At 46.0% G+C, this 17,213-nt stretch carries 16 protein-coding genes; 14 read left to right on the top strand and 2 right to left on the bottom strand.

The window, feature by feature from the left end; genetic code table 11:
* The first annotated feature begins 19 nt into the window (after window positions 1-19).
* From J7I83_RS08580 to J7I83_RS08535, 10 genes are all read left to right on the top strand, one after another.
* Window positions 20-442: an acyl-CoA thioesterase gene (locus tag J7I83_RS08580; RefSeq protein WP_215100280.1), complete on the top strand. Its 423-nt coding sequence runs from the start codon at window positions 20-22 to the stop codon at window positions 440-442.
* Entirely contained in the window at window positions 432-2,198 is a 1,767-nt protein-coding gene (locus tag J7I83_RS08575; protein ID WP_215100279.1) for an acyl-CoA dehydrogenase family protein, read from the top strand. Before J7I83_RS08580 ends, J7I83_RS08575 begins: the two co-directional genes overlap by 11 nt.
* Before the next feature lie 12 nt (window positions 2,199-2,210).
* Window positions 2,211-3,185 (top strand): quinone oxidoreductase family protein, encoded by a 975-nt coding sequence (locus J7I83_RS08570; protein ID WP_215100278.1) that lies wholly within the window; start codon window positions 2,211-2,213, stop codon window positions 3,183-3,185.
* Window positions 3,182-4,165, top strand: a complete 984-nt coding sequence (locus J7I83_RS08565; RefSeq protein ID WP_215100277.1) for an MBL fold metallo-hydrolase — start codon at window positions 3,182-3,184, stop codon at window positions 4,163-4,165. Before J7I83_RS08570 ends, J7I83_RS08565 begins: the two co-directional genes overlap by 4 nt.
* Before the next feature lie 15 nt (window positions 4,166-4,180).
* A complete protein-coding gene (locus J7I83_RS08560; protein WP_215100276.1) occupies window positions 4,181-5,116 on the top strand; it encodes a ketopantoate reductase family protein in 936 nt (311 codons plus the stop codon).
* Between the two features lie 240 nt (window positions 5,117-5,356).
* Complete coding sequence (locus J7I83_RS08555) at window positions 5,357-7,093, top strand: carbon starvation CstA family protein (RefSeq protein WP_215100275.1); 1,737 nt, start codon at window positions 5,357-5,359, stop codon at window positions 7,091-7,093.
* Between the two features lie 119 nt (window positions 7,094-7,212).
* Window positions 7,213-7,476: a cory-CC-star protein gene (locus tag J7I83_RS08550; protein ID WP_006829350.1), complete on the top strand. Its 264-nt coding sequence runs from the start codon at window positions 7,213-7,215 to the stop codon at window positions 7,474-7,476.
* Window positions 7,477-7,500: 24 nt separating this feature from the next.
* On the top strand, window positions 7,501-8,433 hold the full coding sequence (locus J7I83_RS08545) for an ArsA family ATPase (protein WP_215100274.1): 933 nt from the start codon (window positions 7,501-7,503) through the stop codon (window positions 8,431-8,433).
* A gap of 5 nt (window positions 8,434-8,438) precedes the next feature.
* Window positions 8,439-9,422 carry a zinc-binding dehydrogenase gene (locus tag J7I83_RS08540; RefSeq protein ID WP_215100273.1) on the top strand — a complete coding sequence of 328 codons (984 nt, stop codon included), beginning with the start codon at window positions 8,439-8,441 and terminating at the stop codon, window positions 9,420-9,422.
* Window positions 9,423-9,492: 70 nt separating this feature from the next.
* On the top strand, window positions 9,493-9,801 hold the full coding sequence (locus tag J7I83_RS08535; protein ID WP_215100359.1) for a magnetosome magnetite crystal formation protein family: 309 nt from the start codon (window positions 9,493-9,495) through the stop codon (window positions 9,799-9,801).
* Between the two features lie 502 nt (window positions 9,802-10,303).
* Here the strand turns inward: J7I83_RS08535 and J7I83_RS08530 are convergent.
* Window positions 10,304-10,744, bottom strand: coding sequence for a YtoQ family protein (locus J7I83_RS08530; RefSeq protein WP_215100358.1), 441 nt, complete (start codon window positions 10,742-10,744; stop codon window positions 10,304-10,306).
* Window positions 10,745-10,797: 53 nt separating this feature from the next.
* Entirely contained in the window at window positions 10,798-11,019 is a 222-nt protein-coding gene (locus J7I83_RS08525; RefSeq protein ID WP_215100272.1) for a transcriptional regulator, read from the bottom strand.
* Between the two features lie 131 nt (window positions 11,020-11,150).
* On the opposite strand from J7I83_RS08525, the gene J7I83_RS08520 reads away from it, so the two are divergent.
* The 4 genes from J7I83_RS08520 (at window position 11,151) to J7I83_RS08505 (ending at window position 17,131) form a co-directional block, all read left to right on the top strand.
* Window positions 11,151-12,317, top strand: coding sequence for an exonuclease SbcCD subunit D (locus J7I83_RS08520; RefSeq protein WP_215100271.1), 1,167 nt, complete (start codon window positions 11,151-11,153; stop codon window positions 12,315-12,317).
* The gene (locus J7I83_RS08515) at window positions 12,314-15,406 is read left to right on the top strand and encodes an AAA family ATPase (protein ID WP_215100270.1); all 3,093 of its coding nucleotides are present in this window, start codon (window positions 12,314-12,316) and stop codon (window positions 15,404-15,406) included. Before J7I83_RS08520 ends, J7I83_RS08515 begins: the two co-directional genes overlap by 4 nt.
* A gap of 129 nt (window positions 15,407-15,535) precedes the next feature.
* Complete coding sequence (locus tag J7I83_RS08510) at window positions 15,536-15,748, top strand: hypothetical protein (RefSeq protein WP_215100269.1); 213 nt, start codon at window positions 15,536-15,538, stop codon at window positions 15,746-15,748.
* 114 nt (window positions 15,749-15,862) lie between these two features.
* Window positions 15,863-17,131 (top strand): acetyl-CoA hydrolase/transferase family protein, encoded by a 1,269-nt coding sequence (locus J7I83_RS08505; RefSeq protein ID WP_215100268.1) that lies wholly within the window; start codon window positions 15,863-15,865, stop codon window positions 17,129-17,131.
* The last annotated feature ends 82 nt before the right edge of the window (window positions 17,132-17,213 follow it).

Raw genomic sequence — 17,213 nt, 5'->3', positions numbered from 1 at the left:
GTAAAGGAGGAAAATAGAAATGGCATATGAAATTCCGGTGAAAGTACGGTTTAGTGAAACGGATGCATTGGGGCACATCAGCAATATAAGCTACTTCATCTATCTGGAAGAAGCACGGACTGACTTTTTCGCGGAACTGGGATTTGGGCATGACATCAGCAATTGGAAAATCATTCTTGCTTCAGCTTCCTGTGATTTCATCAGTCAAGGCTACTACAATCAAAAGTTGATTGTGCTGACAGAAGTCAGCCGAATCGGCAATTCAAGTTTTCAGGTTTTACATGAAATCAAAGATGCGGAAAGCGGAGCGCTTATTGCAAAAGGGCAGGCAAATGCCGTTCATTTCAACTTCAAAATCCAAAAAAGTGAAGCTTTGCCTGAAGCCAATCGCCGGCAGCTGGAAAAATATTTGGTCAAAGAGGAGAGCCATCATGGAAACTAAAATTGCGGGATACAAAGGAGCGGCATTTCTTTACCAGGCATCCGAACGTTTTTTTACGCCGGAAGACTTTACTGATGAGCACCAATTGATCGCTAAAACAGCTAAGCGCTTTTTAGAGAAGGAAGTTCGGCCGAACAATGAAGAAATTGAAAACCAAAACTTCGGATTGGTCAAAGAGCTTTTTGGAAAAGCAGGGGAGTTGGGTTTGCTGGGACACAGTGTTCCGGAAGCATATGGAGGCCTCGGCCTGGACAAGATCAGCAAAGGGCTGGTCGGCGAGTCACTTGGTTCAGCTGGAGGATACGGTGTGGCGCACTCTAACCATACGTGCATTGCAACTTTGCCGATCACTTATTTTGGAACGCCTCAGCAAAAAGAGAAGTATTTGCCGAAATTGGCTTCAGGCGAATTTATTGGGGCCTATTGCCTGACAGAACCTGGAGCCGGATCAGATGCGCTTTCTGCCACAACCACTGCCAAGCTGAACGAGAGTGGAACTCATTACCTATTAAATGGAACGAAAATGTTCATCACCAATGCGGATTTTTCAGATACATTCATCGTTTATGCAAAAGTCGATGGCATTGCCTTTACTGCGTTCATCGTTGAAAAAGACCATCCCGGCCTATCGCTTGGCCCTGAGGAACAGAAGATGGGCATTAAAGGTTCTTCTACGCGTGCAGTCATTTTCGAGGATTGCAGAGTACCGGTGGAGAATTTGCTTGGCGAAATCGGAAAAGGCCACGTCATCGCTTTGAATGTCTTGAATTTAGGGCGCTATAATTTGGGTTCTGCCTGTATGGGCGCGGCCAAATATGGGCTGGAATTGGCCTTGAAATACACCAAGGAGCGACGCCAATTCGGCAAAGCGATTGCTGAATTTACAGCAACGCAGGAAAAATTGGCTAATATGGCGCTGCGTATTTATGCTTCTGAATCCCTGCAATACCGAACTGCCGGGTATCTTGAGGATGCACTCGGCAGCCTTTATGAATCCGAAGATCATGGCACCATTGCCAAACAGTTGATGGAGTATGCGGTCGAATGTGCAGTTTGTAAAGTGCATGGTTCGGAAACACTCGACTTTGTAGCGGATGAAGCGCTGCAATTGCACGGGGGTTATGGCTTTATCAAGGAATACAAAGTGGAACAAATGTATCGGGATTCACGGATCAACCGGATTTTTGAAGGGACAAATGAAGTGAACCGTTTGCTGATCCCTGGAAATCTGTTGAAACAGGCGGCGAAAGGAAAAGTGCCATTGCCTCAATTGACGGCTTCGGCCATTGAAGAAATGAAATCACCCCCCAAAAAAACAGAGGGCCCTATTTCCCGGGAAATAGAAGCTGTAAAGGCGATACGCCGCATTTTCCTTTTCAGTACAGGCATTGCCTACGAAGCATATGGCAGTGGACTAGGCGAAGAGCAGGAAGTTCTGATGGCATTGGCCGATATCGCAATTGCTTTATACGCTTTGGAATCTGCAGTGATGAGAACAGCGAAAGCCATCCAAACAGATAAGGAAAAGCAGTCTGCTCAGAAAGTTCTCATGGTGCAGGCATTAACTGGAGATACACTGGTGGCAGTGGAAATGGCGTCGCGCAAATTGATGCAGGCAGCTTCTCAGGAAGCGCAATTGGCCCGCAATACGGCCGCTGTGACAAATGAATTGACCCGCCTGCAGCGAGGCGGCCTTGATAAAGTGAAGCGGCAGATTGCTGCAAAGCTGGTGGATACGGAACATTATATTTGTTAGGGGGAGACAATGATGAAAGTTATTAAGTTTGAGGAATATGGTGGGCCGGATGTGCTGCAGTTTGTTGAAGCGGAGAAACCGGATCCAGCAGCTACAGAAGTCATTATCGAAGTAAAGGCAATTGGTGTTAATTATGCTGACACAGCAAGGCGTGAAGGAAAGTATGTAGTGCCGACTGAACTGCCTTACATTCCAGGTTCAGAAGTGGCGGGCGTGATTGTTGAAATTGGAGAAGATGTGGAAAACTTTAAAGCGGGTGATCGCGTGGTTGCGCTTATCGGTTCTGCAGGATACGCGGAATACGCTGCAGTTGACCAAAGTGTCCTGACAGAAGTTCCAGAAGGCGTCGGTTTTGACGAGGCTGTTGCATTGCCGCTGCAAGGGCTGAGTGCTTACCATATTCTAAAAACCATGGGCCGCCTCGAAAAAGGGGAAACGGTGCTGATTCATGCAGCGGCCGGTGGTGTCGGTGCAATTGCAGTACAGTTAGCCAGGATTTTTGGAGCTGGAAAAATCATCGCAACCGCCAGTACGGAAGAAAAGCTGTTTCATGCACAGAAAATGGGAGCAACCCATCTGGTCAACTATACGGAAGAAGGGTGGGTCGAAAAAGTAAAGTCGATCACTGATGGCAAAGGTGTAGATCTGGCACTTGAAATGGTGGGGGGCGAGGTTTTCAACCAAACCGTGAAATGTCTCGCTCCATTTGGGCGGCTGGTCATATTCGGAGCTGCCAGTGGAGAACAGGCCACTTTCAACCCTGGGCAGCTAATGCGCAAGAATCAGTCAGTCATCGGCTTTTTCCTGCCTCAGATTATGCGTTATCCAGAATTGTTCCAACGGAGTTTCAGCGAATTGTTGGGCTATATGAAGAGTGGAGAATTGATTTTAACAATTGGCGCAACCTATCCGCTTGCAGAAGCTGCTAAAGCGCATAAATCGCTCCAGGGACGGAAAACCATCGGAAAGCTTGTGCTGAAGCCATGACGCAGCCACTGGCAAATGAAGGACTTGAATCTGCAGCGATGTTGGAAAAGCTCGGAATTGAACTGGTTCGGATTGACCTGCCCTTTCGTTTGAATCATGTAAACTGTTTTCTGGCAGAAAATGATCAAGGATGGACGGTTATCGATGCCGGATTGAACAATGACATTACAAAAGGGTTGTGGAATCAGAAGCTGAAGGATAAAAAAGTCACCGATATACTGGTGACTCATTATCATCCGGACCATTTTGGATACGTGGGCGAATTGCAGGGGAAAACGGGTGCAACCGTCCGAATGACAGAAACGGATGCCCAAGCAGGCATGGCTGCTTGGGCATCTCCATTTTTGGATAACATACCCCAAAACTATCGGGCTTCTGGAATTCCTGAAGAACAAGCGGTTCAGATGGCAAGGAACACGGAAGAATTCAAGGCGCTTGTTTTTCCTTTGCCGCAAATCGGACAGTATTTGGCAGAAGGCGATTTCGTGCAGATTGGCCGTTTCGAATACCGGGTCATTTATACACCCGGACATTCAGATGGCATGATCTGTTTTTACAGTGAAGAGCAGAAAACGCTATTTTCTGCAGACCATATTTTACCGAAAATCACACCTAATATTTCGTATTGGTTTCATGGCAATGCCGATCCTTTGGCATCGTATTTGAGTTCATTGGAAAAGATTAAGGAGTTGGATGCTGAATTTGTTATTCCTTCTCATGGAAAACCATTCTATGGAGCCAATCAACGAATTGATGAACTGTCGGCACATCATGATGAGCGGCTGGATGAGACGCTGGAGGCCATCCAAAATCCAATCAGTATTTTCCAAGCCTGCGAAATATTATTCCGACGGCCTTTGACCGTTCATGAAATGCGCTTTGCCGTTGGAGAAACGCTGTCGCATCTGGAATACTTGCGGCATAAAAAAGAATGTATACGAGAAATGAACGATGGTATGTGGCTCTATGAAAAAGTATAGAAGAGGAGTGGGGAAATGAAGATTTTAATCGTTGGAGCAGGTGCAATCGGTGGATACTTTGGTGGGCGGTTACTGGAAAAAGGGGAGGATGTCACTTTCCTGGTTAGGGAAGGCAGAAAGGACAAGCTGCAACAGACAGGTTTGAAAATCCAAAGCAAACACGGAGATCTGCAGCTGCAGCCAAAGCTGATCACCAAAAAAGACCAAAGTCCACCGTTTGATGTCGTGCTGGTTTCCACAAAATCCTACCAGCTTGCCGGTGCGATAGAGGACATCCGGCCATTCGTCAGTGCAGAAACCATGATTTTGCCTTTACTGAACGGCATTGCTCATCTGCAGCTGTTGACTAAAGCTTTTGGAGAAGAAAGAGTCATTGGAGGCTTGTGCTTTGTCGAAACGACTTTAGCGGAAGATGGCACAATTGTCCAGACAAGCCCCGTGCACCAATTGGTTTACGGAGAACGGACAGGTGAAAAGACAGAGCGAATCGAAAGACTGGAGCAGGCATTTACAGGAACCAAAGCAGAATTTATCAAAAGCGACAACATCAATCAGGAAATGTGGCATAAATATCTGTTTATTACGGCGATGTCAGGCATCACTTCAATGATGGAATCGCCTATCGGTCCGATACGGGATCTTGAAACAGGCCAGCGTACCATTCATACGCTTTTGCAGGAGCTTGCTGCAATCATGCAAAAGATGGAAGCTCCGATACAACCGGGAATTGCAGATAAACAACTAAAACGTATCAATAGCATGGCTGCCGGGATGAAGTCGTCAATGCAGCGGGATATTGAAAAGTTGCAGCCTACCGAAGCCGAACATCTGCAGGGCTACCTGCTTGCCCGGTCGGAGGAAATGGAGATGACTGTTCCTATCCTGGAGATCATTTACACCAAGTTGAAACTATATGAGCAGAAAATAAATACTGATAACCAGGCTGGATAACGCAGTTTCATCTGTTGACGCGCCATTAAAAATCTCTTGAAACCATTGCTCTTGCATCGCCAAACGGAGTGATTCCCCAATTTGATATTGTTTTAAGAATGCGTGATAAGATTTTTTAAATTTCAATGGTAGAATTAAAGTGAAAAATTTATCGGAACATTTACATTATTGTGACACTCCTCTATGATTAAGCTATAAGTGCTTGTCAGCGCTTGCAAAATAGAAAAAGGGGTTGGAATTGTGAATGCCATTGCATTGGCCGCTATTGGAATTTTTATATTTATACTAGGGTACCGTTTTTATTCCAAATTTATAGCAGAAAAGATTTTCAGGCTGGATCCGAATTATGTTACACCGGCGCATCGCTTTAAGGATGGCGTGGATTTTGTGCCCACCAATAAATTTGTGCTATGGGGTCACCATTTTACTTCGGTTGCTGGAGCCGCACCAATTTTAGGGCCAGCCATTGCTGTTTATTGGGGCTGGCTGCCGGCGGTACTATGGGTTGTGTTCGGTACCGTTTTTGCTGCGGGTGTCCATGATTTTGGTACATTGGTCCTGTCAGTCCGAAACAAAGGACAATCAGTCGGGACGCTTGCTCATCGCTTGATCGGCCAGCGCGGGAAGATCCTGTTCCTGTTCATCATCTTGATCCTGGTTCTGATGGTCAATGCCGTATTCGCGTGGGTCATTGCCAATCTATTCATCTCTTACCCTGCCAGCGTCATACCGGTATTTATCCAGATTCCTTTGGCGCTTTGGATTGGGCACGCAGTATACAAGAAAAATAAGAAAATGCTGATTCCCTCAATTTTAGCTCTGGCGGTCATGTACATAACGGCTATTATTGCCAGCCAAGTGAGCTTTATGCAGATTGATCTGGTTCAATATATGGGCGGAGAAGATGGAGGTGGGCTCTTCGGTCTGGGATCGATTTCAACAGCCTTCTTTATCTGGATCATCGTACTGATGGTTTACGTCTACATCGCTTCCACCTTACCGGTCTGGAAATTGCTTCAGCCGCGTGACTTTATCAATTCTCACCAATTGATTGTCGGACTGGGCATCCTCTATCTTGGATTGCTGTTCACCAATCCTGAAATTACGGCACCGATGACCAATCCGGATGCTGACATTTCCTGGTTTCCCTTGTTGTTTATTACTATTGCCTGCGGTGCGATCTCCGGTTTTCACGGACTCGTTTCTTCCGGTACTTCTTCAAAACAACTGGATAAAGAAACCGATGCCCGTTTTGTCGGTTATCTAGGAGCAATTGGTGAAGGGGTTTTGGCATTGATTTCAATTATTGCCGTCATCACCTTATTCCCTGACCGCGAAACATTTTTTGCAACTTACAGCAGTTTCCAGGCTTCCAACGGGGCTGGCTTAGGGGCATTTATCGAAGGTGCTACCAATTTGGCGCAAGGCCTGCTGATTCCGCCGGAAGTTGCTTCAACAATCGTTTCCATCATTGTTGTGTCATTTGCCGCTACCACTTTAGATACTTCGGTTCGCTTGATGCGCTACATCATTTCGGAATTGGGAGTGGAATACAAGATCCCGTCCCTTGAGAAAAAGCATGTGGCTACGACAATCGCTGTCGGAGCAAGTGCAGCACTTGTGCTGCTTCCTGAAGGGCCAAACGGCTTTGGTTCAGGCGGTTACTTATTGTGGCCGTTATTTGGTACAGCCAATCAGCTGCTCGCAGGCATCAGTCTCTTGCTGATTTCCATCTGGCTCCGGAAACTTGGGCGCAATTACATGATTACCATCATTCCGATGATTTTCCTTATGTTCATGACGCTTTGGGCCATGTTCCAGCAGGTGTTCCTGCAATGGGCCTGGTATGCAGACCAGCCAAGTACGCTGCTGTTCATCTTTGGAGCCATCATTTTCGTCTTTACGCTTTGGATTATCCTGACAGCTATTCAGGCATTACTGAAAAAAACTGATCCTGATTTCTCAGGAGACGAATAAAAAAATTACTCTGCAATGGATTATTTCCACTGCCCGCAAAAGCGGGATAAATAAGAAGGCGGCCAAGGGATCATGCGTTTTGTGATCCCTTCCGCTTTTATTAGGAAGAGGTGCTGATTATGTTGGTGTTCGACAAATTAAAACAGTTGATCGCTTTTTATGAGGCCGTCCTTGAATTGCCGCATCGCACTGAAATTGCCCGTGAACTTCGGGATGAAGACGATCTCTTTCTCCTCATGCTTTATTCGGAGATGCTGGGCATACCGAATCCGGTCTACTACTACACGCTGGAATTGTATCCGTATATGATTGAAGAATTCCATGACTGGCATTTGCGTATGGGCATGGACAAATCACCGTTAACCGGCATTCGCTGCTGTTAGTTTCTTTAGGAATGAGGGAATAGAATGGATGTATTATCAAAAAGCATCATTTTTGTCGGAGGAAAAGGCGGTGTTGGAAAATCGACATCTGCTGCGGCCATTGCCTGGAGATCGGCCAAAGATGGCAATAAGACTTTATTGATTTCAACTGATCCAGCCCATAATGTGGGGGACATTTTCAACCAGAAAATTGGTGGCAAGACGAAAGAAATCTCTGACAATCTCTATGCCCTTGAAATTGATCCGGAAATTGAAACGGACAACTATATTAAAACTGTAAAAGCCAATATTAAAGGCACAGTCCATTCCAGTATGATGGAAGAAGTGAACCGCCAACTGGACACAGCCAAAGCATCCCCGGGTGCAGATGAAGCCGCATTATTCGATAAACTGATCCACATCATTTTGGAAGAGCGTAAGAACTTTGATAAATTGGTCTTTGACACAGCTCCGACTGGCCATACCATCCGGCTTTTGACTTTGCCGGAATTGATGGGTGTCTGGATTGAAGGGCTGCTTGAAAAACGCCGCAAGACCAACGCCAATTATACCCAGCTGCTGAATGATGGCGAACCGAGGGAAGACCCGATTTATGACGTTTTGAGAGAGCGGCAAGAGCGCTTTTCAAAAGCACGGGACCTCCTGCTGGATGAACAGGAAACAGGGTTTATCTTTGTGCTGAATCCAGAACGTCTGCCTATCCTGGAAACGAAAAAAGCGCTGGATCTGCTGCATAATTACCATCTTCATGTGAATACCCTCATCATCAATAAAGTGCTGCCGGAAGAGGCGGATGGCGAATTTTTAATGGAACGGAAAAAGCACGAAAAAAAATACATGCAGCAAATCGTAGAAACTTTCCCGAAACAAAAATTGGTTTATGTTCCGCTTTTTTCACAGGACATTGTCAGCAAGACACAGTTGGAGTTATTCAGTGAATATTTTAAGGAAGGGTGAATAGAGTGAAAGCATTTGTAATGGAATCCGGTGAATTAAAACTGAAAGAAATGGAAGAACCTAAAACAAAACCGAGAGAAGTTGTCGTGTCCATAAAAGCAGCGGGGGTAAATCGCAGGGATTTAGGGTTGATCAAGCGTTACGGGGATAACCCCGAAGCCTTGATCATCGGTTCTGATGGCGCAGGTGTAGTAGAGTCGGTTGGGGCAGATGTGATCGACTTTGCCACTGGAGATGCAGTGATCATCAATCCTGCTTTGCGCTGGTATGGAAATAGCGAAGCCCCGCCCCCTGAATTTGATATTCTGGGAATGCCGGACCACGGAACATTTGCTGAAAAAATTGCCTTGCCTGCTGATCAATTGGAAAAGAAACCACGTTATTTGAACTGGGAAGAGGCCGGCTGTTTAGCTTTGCCGGCATTGACTGGATACCGGGCCTTGTTTACAAAAGGGCAACTGAAAAAAGGGGATACCTTGTTTATTCCAGGTGCAGGAAGCGGCGTCGCAACATTCTTGATTCAGTTTGCAAAAAATATAGGAGCCAGAGTGATTGTCACTTCGAGGAGTGAAGAAAAACAGCAGCACGCCAAAGATATTGGAGCTGATTTGGCTATCTCCACCGATAGTGACTGGCTGAAAGAGTTAGCTGATGAAAAGATTGATCTCGTCATAGACAGTGTGGGAGGAGCTACCTTCAACCGTTCACTTGAAATCTTGAGAAAGGGCGGCAGAATCGTTATTTTTGGAGCCACTACAGAAGATAACGTCGATTTCAATCTTCGCAAATTCTTTTATGGACAATATCAATTATTTGGTTCGACCATGGGAAGCCGGGAAGAACTGCGTGCCATGCTGGCACATATGGAATCCCATGAAATGCGGCCAATCATCGACAAAATATTTCCGTTGGATCAAGCACAGGAAGCCTTTGATCATTTAGCTTCTGGCAACCAATTCGGCAAAGTCGTTTTAAACATCAGCCAGTAAAAATACGAAACTTTTCAACTGGCCATCCGTATAGTAAAGTATAAGAAAGATTCGATTGGAGGTTTACATGATGGAGAACACAGGCTTGAAAATACTTGTCCATGCCAGTGCGTTTTTTGCTCCGTTTCTTGTGCCGGTGATTGTTTTTCTGATTTCAGAAGACAAAGAAGTGAAGAAGCTGTCAATCCAAGCGTTGTTGTTCCAGCTTGCTTTAGGCATACTGATTTTCATCTCCAGCCTGCTGATCGTTTTCATTATCGGAATCCCGATGCTGATCGTATTCGGATTGATGGGCATCATCATTCCAATTATGGGAATCATCAAAGCGCTAAACAACGAACAATTCGACTACCCAATAGTCGGAAGCTGGTACCAATAAAAAAAGCCCCTAGGGGCTTTTTTTATTGCGACGAAGCCAGCGAAGCGATGCAGGAGCAATAACTTCGCCTGAAGGGCGGAGGCGACGAAGCCAGCGAAGTGATGCAGGAGCAATAACTTCGCCTGAAGGGCGGAGGCGACGAAGCCAGCGAAGCGATGCAGGAGCAATAACTTCGCCTGAAGGGCGGAGGCGACGAAGCCAGCGAAGCGATGCAGGAGCAATAACTTCGCCTGAAGGGCGGAGGCGACGAAGCCAGCGAAATGCTGCAGGATAATTGAATATATAAGTTGAACTTAAGAATCATCATTTCATACACCGCTTCACCCAGCCCGTGGACGCGCCAGCGCTAACAAATCCAGTGAATTCGATGTGACCCTATCCTTTTCCCCTAATTTTATAAATTATGGACTAAAACAGTGAAGGGCATTAGGTCAACTTATATAGGAAGTTGAAAAAAAGCTACTTTCCACCTTAAAAGACAGAAGGGGGAAAGTAGCTTTTTTTATTCGACAATATAAGCCAAGGCTTTGATTGCCTGGTCACAAGTTTCAACTGTGGCGTTCGCTTTTCGTGACAATTCCTTTAACGGATGGTGCAATTTTTCTGGGCGGATGAGTATGACGGGCTTGCCGGAAGCAAGTGCTGTGCTGGCATCCATTGCCGTATTCCACTGTTTGTACTGTTCGCCGAAAAGGGCGATGACCAAATCGGCTTTGTGCATCAGGACGCCAGTGCGCAGGTTGTTGAAGCTGGAAGCGGCGTGATCCTTGGCGACTGCATCAGACTGTGGACCGAGAATATCTTCACCAATATTATCCGAGCGTTCGTGAATTTCCATCGGACCGACAAAAACAATCGGCAAATCCAAAGCTGCTGATTTTTTCTTGATTTCTTCGCGCCAGGCGCTGTGGATTTCTCCAGCAAGATAAACAGTTAATCTCATCATTTCACCCTCCAAAATATATTTCTTCCAGTGTATCATAATGGAGAGAGGCCTTATATGATCTGGCTCTCTTTGTGGATAACGGGCATCAGTGAAAGCACATTATCTATTTTAAAGGTGCGTTTTTTATGGCGAAGAAAGCAATAAGCCTGAAACGAGTCTCCACTGACCTTCAGAATTTTGATGCGGCGTTTGCTGATGCTTCCGTCATTGGCGATGTACATCATGTCGACAAGCTGCTGGTATTTAAAAGCCTTTAGAATTTGTGCTTTCATGAGTAACCCTCCTTCATAATGAGAACGTTTGTTCTTATTATAAGACATAGTCAAGATTAAAACAAGCGGTCAGTATCGTGTATAATGGAACGAACATATATTCTTTTGTAAGTCGAGAAAGGAGCAATACGATGAAGTTTTTTCATACCGCCGACTGGCATTTAGGCAAGCTGGTGCAGGGGATATACATGACAGAGGACCAGCAATTTGTGCTGGAGCAATTCATAGATGCCATAAAAGAAGAACAGCCCGACGCGGTCATCATAGCGGGAGATCTTTACGATCGGGCAGTACCGCCAACCGACGCTGTCAATCTGCTGGATGAGGTGCTGGCGAAAATCGCGCTGGAATCGAAGACGCCAGTTTTGGCGGTGGCAGGAAACCATGACAGCCCCGGGAGATTGAATTTTGGCAGCCGGCTGATGAAGATGAATAAACTCCATATTGCCGGGCATGTCCATAAAGCTCATCAAGCGGTTGTCCTGGACGATCCCTTTGGGGAAGTTCATTTTCACCTGGTTCCTTATACAGATCCGTCGATGGTCCGCTATGAGTTTGAAGATGACGCCATCCGCACCCATAACGACGCCATGAAAGCCATCACAGAAAATATCAAGTCTACTTATGACCCACAAGCCCGCCATGTTTTTGTAGGACATGCCTTTGTGACGCCTCACGGTGAACAGGAAGAAAATACGAGTGACTCTGAACGGCCGCTGTCGATTGGCGGGGCAGAGCATGTGGATGCCCACCATTTCGAAGGCTTCCATTACACAGCGCTCGGCCATTTGCATAAAGCCCATTATGTATTGAATGAAACCATCCGTTACTCGGGATCCCCTTTGAAATATTCGATTTCAGAAGAGCATCACCAAAAAGGCTTCCATATTGTTGAAATGGATGCTGCAGGCGAAGTTTCAGTAACGAAGCAGCTGTTTTCACCGAGACGCAATATGCGTACCGTCGAAGGCACGATTGATGAGATTATGCGCCATGAAATCAGTAATGATTTTGTCTTCGTGACTTTATTGGATGACGCACCTGTATTATTCCCGATGGAAAAAGTCCGTTCTGTTTATCCGAATGCCATGCACGTGGAACGGAAAAACTTTTCAGGAACTATGGTGCAAAGTGCAGCTGGTTCACGCCGGAAAATGGATTCACTGTCCTTGTTTCATGCCTTTTACGAAGAAGTGAAAGGCGAAAAAGCGACAGCCCAAACAGCCCAAATATTCAAGGATGTACTTCAGGAGTTTCTTCATGAGGAACCGATTGGAAAAGAAGAGGTGAAACCATGAGACCGTTAAAGCTGAAAATGACCGCATTCGGTCCTTATAAAAACACCGAAGAAATTGATTTTGCCGATCTGCAGGGAAACCAGCTGTTCGTCATTTCGGGCAGCACCGGTTCTGGAAAGACCACCATTTTTGATGGCATCTGTTTTGCCCTATACGGTTCAGCGAGTGGGTCCGACCGCAGTGAATCACGCAATTTAAGAAGTGATTTTGCAGATGATGCAACCCATACCTGTGTTGAAATGGAGTTTGAAATCCATGGCACGACCTACCGGATTTTGCGCCAAATGGGCCATGTGAAAAAAGGCAATAAAAGCGCAACCGGCGAGCGTTATGAGTTTTTTGAACGCATCGGGGATGGGGAAAAGCCATGTGTTGAACGACAGATTGTTTCAGAGATCAATCGGCGCATCGAAGAGATTCTTGGTCTGACACAAAATCAGTTCAGCCAGATCGTCATGCTTCCGCAAGGTGAATTCCGTAAGCTGCTGACGTCTGAAACAGATAATAAAGAAGAGATTCTCCGTAAAATCTTCAAGACAGAACCATATAAACTGATCAGCGAGCGCCTCAAACAAAAAAAAGATGCGGCAGCCAAAATCTTCGAGGGCGAGCAGCATGAACTGAACAGCCATATCCATCGCATCACTTCTTGGTTGCCGGAGCGTGATTCGGAGCTTTTTGACGTATTGGGACGGGAACATGTCAACATCAATCAGGTGCTTGCCGGACTGGAAAAAGAGACCGACTATTACAAGGAAAAGATCAGTCTGGATGAACAGCAATACCAGACAGCCTATCAGCTGCATGCCGATAAAATGACCGCTTATCATGAAGCGAAAAAATGGAATGACCGCTTTGGTGAACTGGATGCAAAGAAGCAGCAGCTTGAGCGTCTTGAACAGCAGCAACAGCACTATAAAGAAAAGGAAACAGCCTTGCAGTTAGCAGAACGCGCCAGCTATATCGCCGGTATTGAGAACTTGTTCCATGATTTGCGCACCAATGATCATGAGAAAAGCGAGCTGCTGAAAGCTGCAATCCGTCAGCAAGAGCAGTCTGAACAAGCAAAAGTTTCTGCTGAGCAGGCATTTATTGAACAACAGAAACTTCAAGGCGAACGGGACAATCTCCGCGAGCAGGTCATCTATCTTGAAAAGCTGCTGCCTGCCATCCAGGAGCTGGACCGTAAAAAAGGAGATCTGGAACTTCTTGGGAAAGCGGCGCAGCTATCGGAAAACCGCCTAAAGCAGGGTGAAGAAGAATGGATTATCCAAAAAGGTGAGAAACAGCAATTGGATGAAAGAATTGCTGAATTGGAAGTTGTTCTGGAATCATCTGATGAAACGCAGCAGAAGCTATCGGCTGTTACTGAAAAAAGCCGGATCGTGGGCGAATACATTTCGTTGAAACAGCAAAGACAGCAGCAACAGGCCATCCAAGAAGCGAAAAAGAAGGCCTTTGAACAAAGTGATTTATCTTATCGCCAACTGGAAACTCAGTGGTTTGCCAATCAGGCGCAAATTTTAGCCGCTCATTTGCATGACGGAGAAGCCTGTCCAGTCTGTGGCAGTCTGGACCATCCGGGAACCGGGCTGGAAACCGAAGAACAGGCGGTTTCAAAAGAACAGGTAGAAGCCGCAAAATCCGATTTTGATAGAGTGGACGAAGAATACCGCAACGCGTCAGCCAAATTATTCGCTTTGCAAGAACAACTGGAAAACAAAGAGAAAGAACTGGCAAACCTGGATCTGGATGCGACGCAGACAGAAGAGCAGTCACATGGACTGGAACAAACTAAACTCCGGTTAACAGAGCAAATAAAAGAACAGCAGGCTGCCAAACTGGAATTGCGGAAATGGAAAGAGCAATTGGCTGTTTGTTCCCGCAGGATTGAGCAATTGGAGCAAAGCAAGCGTGGACTGGCGGAAGAAGTGCAGCAACAGCAATCTTCCTACCAAACGGCTACAGCCATTTTTGAAAACGAACTGGCTGCAGTTCCGGAAAACCTGCGGGAGCTCCCTGTTCTGAAACAGCAGCAGCAGCAAGCCGCTTCGCGTAAGCAAAAGTTGGAGCAAAGCTGGACCAGCGCTCAGGAGCAGTTCCAAAAATCGAAAGAACAGCTGGCAAGTGCTTTGGTTTCCGTCCAGCATGCAAAAGACACGGCAGAAGAAATAGCAGAAAAAAGACAAAGAGCTCAGCAACAATTTGCGGAAGCCCTGGCAAAATCGTCATTTGATTCAGAAGAAGCTTATCAGCAGGCTAAAATGGCGGACGCCGCGTTCACAGCCTTGAAAAAAGAGATTCTGGAGTACAACCAAACCCGCCATACTTTACTGCAGCAGGTCAGCGAGCTGGAAGAATTGCTGGCAGCACAAAGCCGAAAAGATTTGAGCCAGGCGGAAACGGCGCTGGCGGAACTGAAGGGCGCTTACGAGCAGGCGCTTGCGGAACGAAACCGTTCACGGGATTTTGAAAGAGCCGGACGGGGTTTGATCGACAGCATTCATGGAGTGATCGAAAAAGCGCTGGTAGCCGAAAAGACCTTAAATCGGGTTGCGGACCTCCATGACATGATCCGTGGGCAGAACGGCTTGAAGATTTCGTTTGAGCGCTACCTGCAAATCGAATACTTGGAGCAAATCATCCTATCGGCCAATGAACGGCTGAAGAATTTATCCAATGGCCAATTTCACTTGATCCGCAGCGACCGGCAGGAAGCGCGTGGCAAACAAAGTGGGCTAGGCTTGGATGTCTATGATGCTTATACGGGGCAGACGCGTGATGTGAAGACAATGTCAGGTGGGGAAAAATTCAACGCGTCACTGTGTCTGGCGCTTGGGATGGCGGACGTCATTCAAAGCTTCCAGGGCAATGTCTCGATTGATACGATGTTCATCGATGAAGGATTTGGTTCACTGGATGAGGAATCACTTAATAAATCGATTGAAACCTTAATTGATCTGCAAAAATCAGGACGGATGATTGGAGTCATCTCGCATGTTCAGGAACTGAAAGCAGCAATACCCGCCATACTAGAAGTCGAAAAATCAAAAGAGGGCTACAGCCGCACGAAGTTTCTCATCAAATAGCTTAGCCACCCATAATCTTGACGTTTGAACTCTTTCTGAAAAGTGAATGGTACTAGTAATAGATTAAATTCCAAAGAGTAACAGCGTGCGTTGCTGGGAAATAAACGGTAAACCAAAGGAGTCAAGAAGATGAAGAACTTTAGTTTTAAAGCAAGAATCCTTTATTTCGGCGCAATTGCTTTGATCAGCCTGGCTTTCTTCGCTCTGCAGCTGACTGCTGTATTAGAGGGGTCTGATGGAATAGGCTCCATTATTTTAGTGATCTTATGGGCGCTTATGGCATTATTCGGCTTGGCCGGCGTTATTTTTGCCTTGAAAAATCGAAACCGTCAGAAAAGCTGACGGTTTTTTATTTGTACAAAAAGTCCGAATAGTGCAGAAATTCCGGAAATAATGGGGTCTGCATGATATATGGTAAAGTTGTAGCATAACAAAGCAAAATGGGGAGGCAACAAAATGGGGAAAGAATTAACGCCGCAGGAAGTCATTGATTTGATCGATTCGAAAGCGGATCTGATTGTCCCGATTGCCAATGGGGAACCAATCCGCTTACTGGATATATTGGAAGAAAACGCCGAACAACTGGACGGTGTGAAAATCCATCAAATGCTGGCTTTGCGTTCGCGTTCGTACATACAAGGCGAAATAGAGCAATTGCAGCATGTTTCGTATTTCCTGAGTGGGGCTACACGAAAAGTCTACCAGCAGGCGAAGATGGAGCTGGTTCCAAACAATTTCCACGAAATGCCGAGGATACTTCAAAAAGTCACCAAGATGTCGATGATCTTGACGGTCGCTTCACCGATGGATGAACACGGTTATTTTACTTTGGGGACACAGGCCGACTATATTGCTGATTTTATTGGGAAAGTGCCGTTCATTCTGGAAGTGAATGACCAGATGCCGCGGACGTATGGCCGCAATCAAATTCATATCAGCCAAATTTCAGGATATGTGCAACATCATGCAGCTCTTTCAGAAGAGAAAATTATGGAAGTCAGTGATAAGGATTTGCTGATTGCGTCTTCGATCATCCAGGATATTCAAGATGGCGATACTTTGCAGATCGGAATCGGTTCCGTTCCAAATGCAGTTATCAGTATGTTGAAAGATCACCGGCATTTAGGAATCCATACAGAGATGCTGCCGGACGGCGTCGCAAATCTTGTAGCTGCAGGTGCAGTAGATGGAACACGGAAGTTTACGAATCCGGGAAAAATTATTGCGACTTTTGCTTTCGGTTCAAAAAACCTTTACGACTTTATCGATAACAACCCGGCAGTCGAATTCCAGCCGGTTAGCATCGTCAACGATCCAAGGGAAATTGCCAAGGAAAAGAATATTGTCTCTATCAATTCGACAACCGAAGTGGATTTGTTTGGCCAATGTGCGTCTGAGACAGTCGGTGGCAAGTATTATTCTTCAAGTGGTGGCCAAGTTGATTTTGCCCGCGGTGTCCGATTCGCTGAAAATGGCAAAGGTTATATTTGCATGCCATCGACTGCGAAGGACGATACATTGTCGCGGATTAAACTGGCACTTGCTCCAGGGTCTGTAGTGACCACAGGGAAAAATGATGTGGACAATATCGTTACTGAGTATGGAGTAGCCCGTTTACACGGTGTTTCCATTTCAGAGCGCGCAAAGCGTCTTGTCGCAATCGCACATCCGAAATTCCGCGAAGAATTATTATTTGATGCAAAAAAACAAGGTTTCCTTGTGTAATAAAAGAAGAGGAGCCATTCCTATTTGGAAATGGCTTTTTTCTTTGACAGTCGAAATCCATTTCTTTACAAATAAACTAAAG

The sequence above is a fragment of the Planococcus sp. ISL-110 genome, assembly GCF_018613575.1.
Taxonomy (GTDB): domain Bacteria; phylum Bacillota; class Bacilli; order Bacillales_A; family Planococcaceae; genus Planococcus.
Note: the sequence above shows the minus strand (reverse complement) of the source record. Positions and strands in the feature narration are given on the sequence as shown.

Coding starts and splice junctions, on each gene's coding strand:
- J7I83_RS08580 (WP_215100280.1), top strand. CDS start 20: ATGGCATATGAAATTCCGGTGAAAGTACGGTTTAGTGAAACGGATGCA.
- J7I83_RS08575 (WP_215100279.1), top strand. CDS start 432: ATGGAAACTAAAATTGCGGGATACAAAGGAGCGGCATTTCTTTACCAG.
- J7I83_RS08570 (WP_215100278.1), top strand. CDS start 2,211: ATGAAAGTTATTAAGTTTGAGGAATATGGTGGGCCGGATGTGCTGCAG.
- J7I83_RS08565 (WP_215100277.1), top strand. CDS start 3,182: ATGACGCAGCCACTGGCAAATGAAGGACTTGAATCTGCAGCGATGTTG.
- J7I83_RS08560 (WP_215100276.1), top strand. CDS start 4,181: ATGAAGATTTTAATCGTTGGAGCAGGTGCAATCGGTGGATACTTTGGT.
- J7I83_RS08550 (WP_006829350.1), top strand. CDS start 7,213: ATGTTGGTGTTCGACAAATTAAAACAGTTGATCGCTTTTTATGAGGCC.
- J7I83_RS08545 (WP_215100274.1), top strand. CDS start 7,501: ATGGATGTATTATCAAAAAGCATCATTTTTGTCGGAGGAAAAGGCGGT.
- J7I83_RS08535 (WP_215100359.1), top strand. CDS start 9,493: ATGGAGAACACAGGCTTGAAAATACTTGTCCATGCCAGTGCGTTTTTT.
- J7I83_RS08530 (WP_215100358.1), bottom strand. CDS start 10,744: ATGAGATTAACTGTTTATCTTGCTGGAGAAATCCACAGCGCCTGGCGC.
- J7I83_RS08525 (WP_215100272.1), bottom strand. CDS start 11,019: ATGAAAGCACAAATTCTAAAGGCTTTTAAATACCAGCAGCTTGTCGAC.
- J7I83_RS08520 (WP_215100271.1), top strand. CDS start 11,151: ATGAAGTTTTTTCATACCGCCGACTGGCATTTAGGCAAGCTGGTGCAG.
- J7I83_RS08515 (WP_215100270.1), top strand. CDS start 12,314: ATGAGACCGTTAAAGCTGAAAATGACCGCATTCGGTCCTTATAAAAAC.
- J7I83_RS08510 (WP_215100269.1), top strand. CDS start 15,536: ATGAAGAACTTTAGTTTTAAAGCAAGAATCCTTTATTTCGGCGCAATT.
- J7I83_RS08505 (WP_215100268.1), top strand. CDS start 15,863: ATGGGGAAAGAATTAACGCCGCAGGAAGTCATTGATTTGATCGATTCG.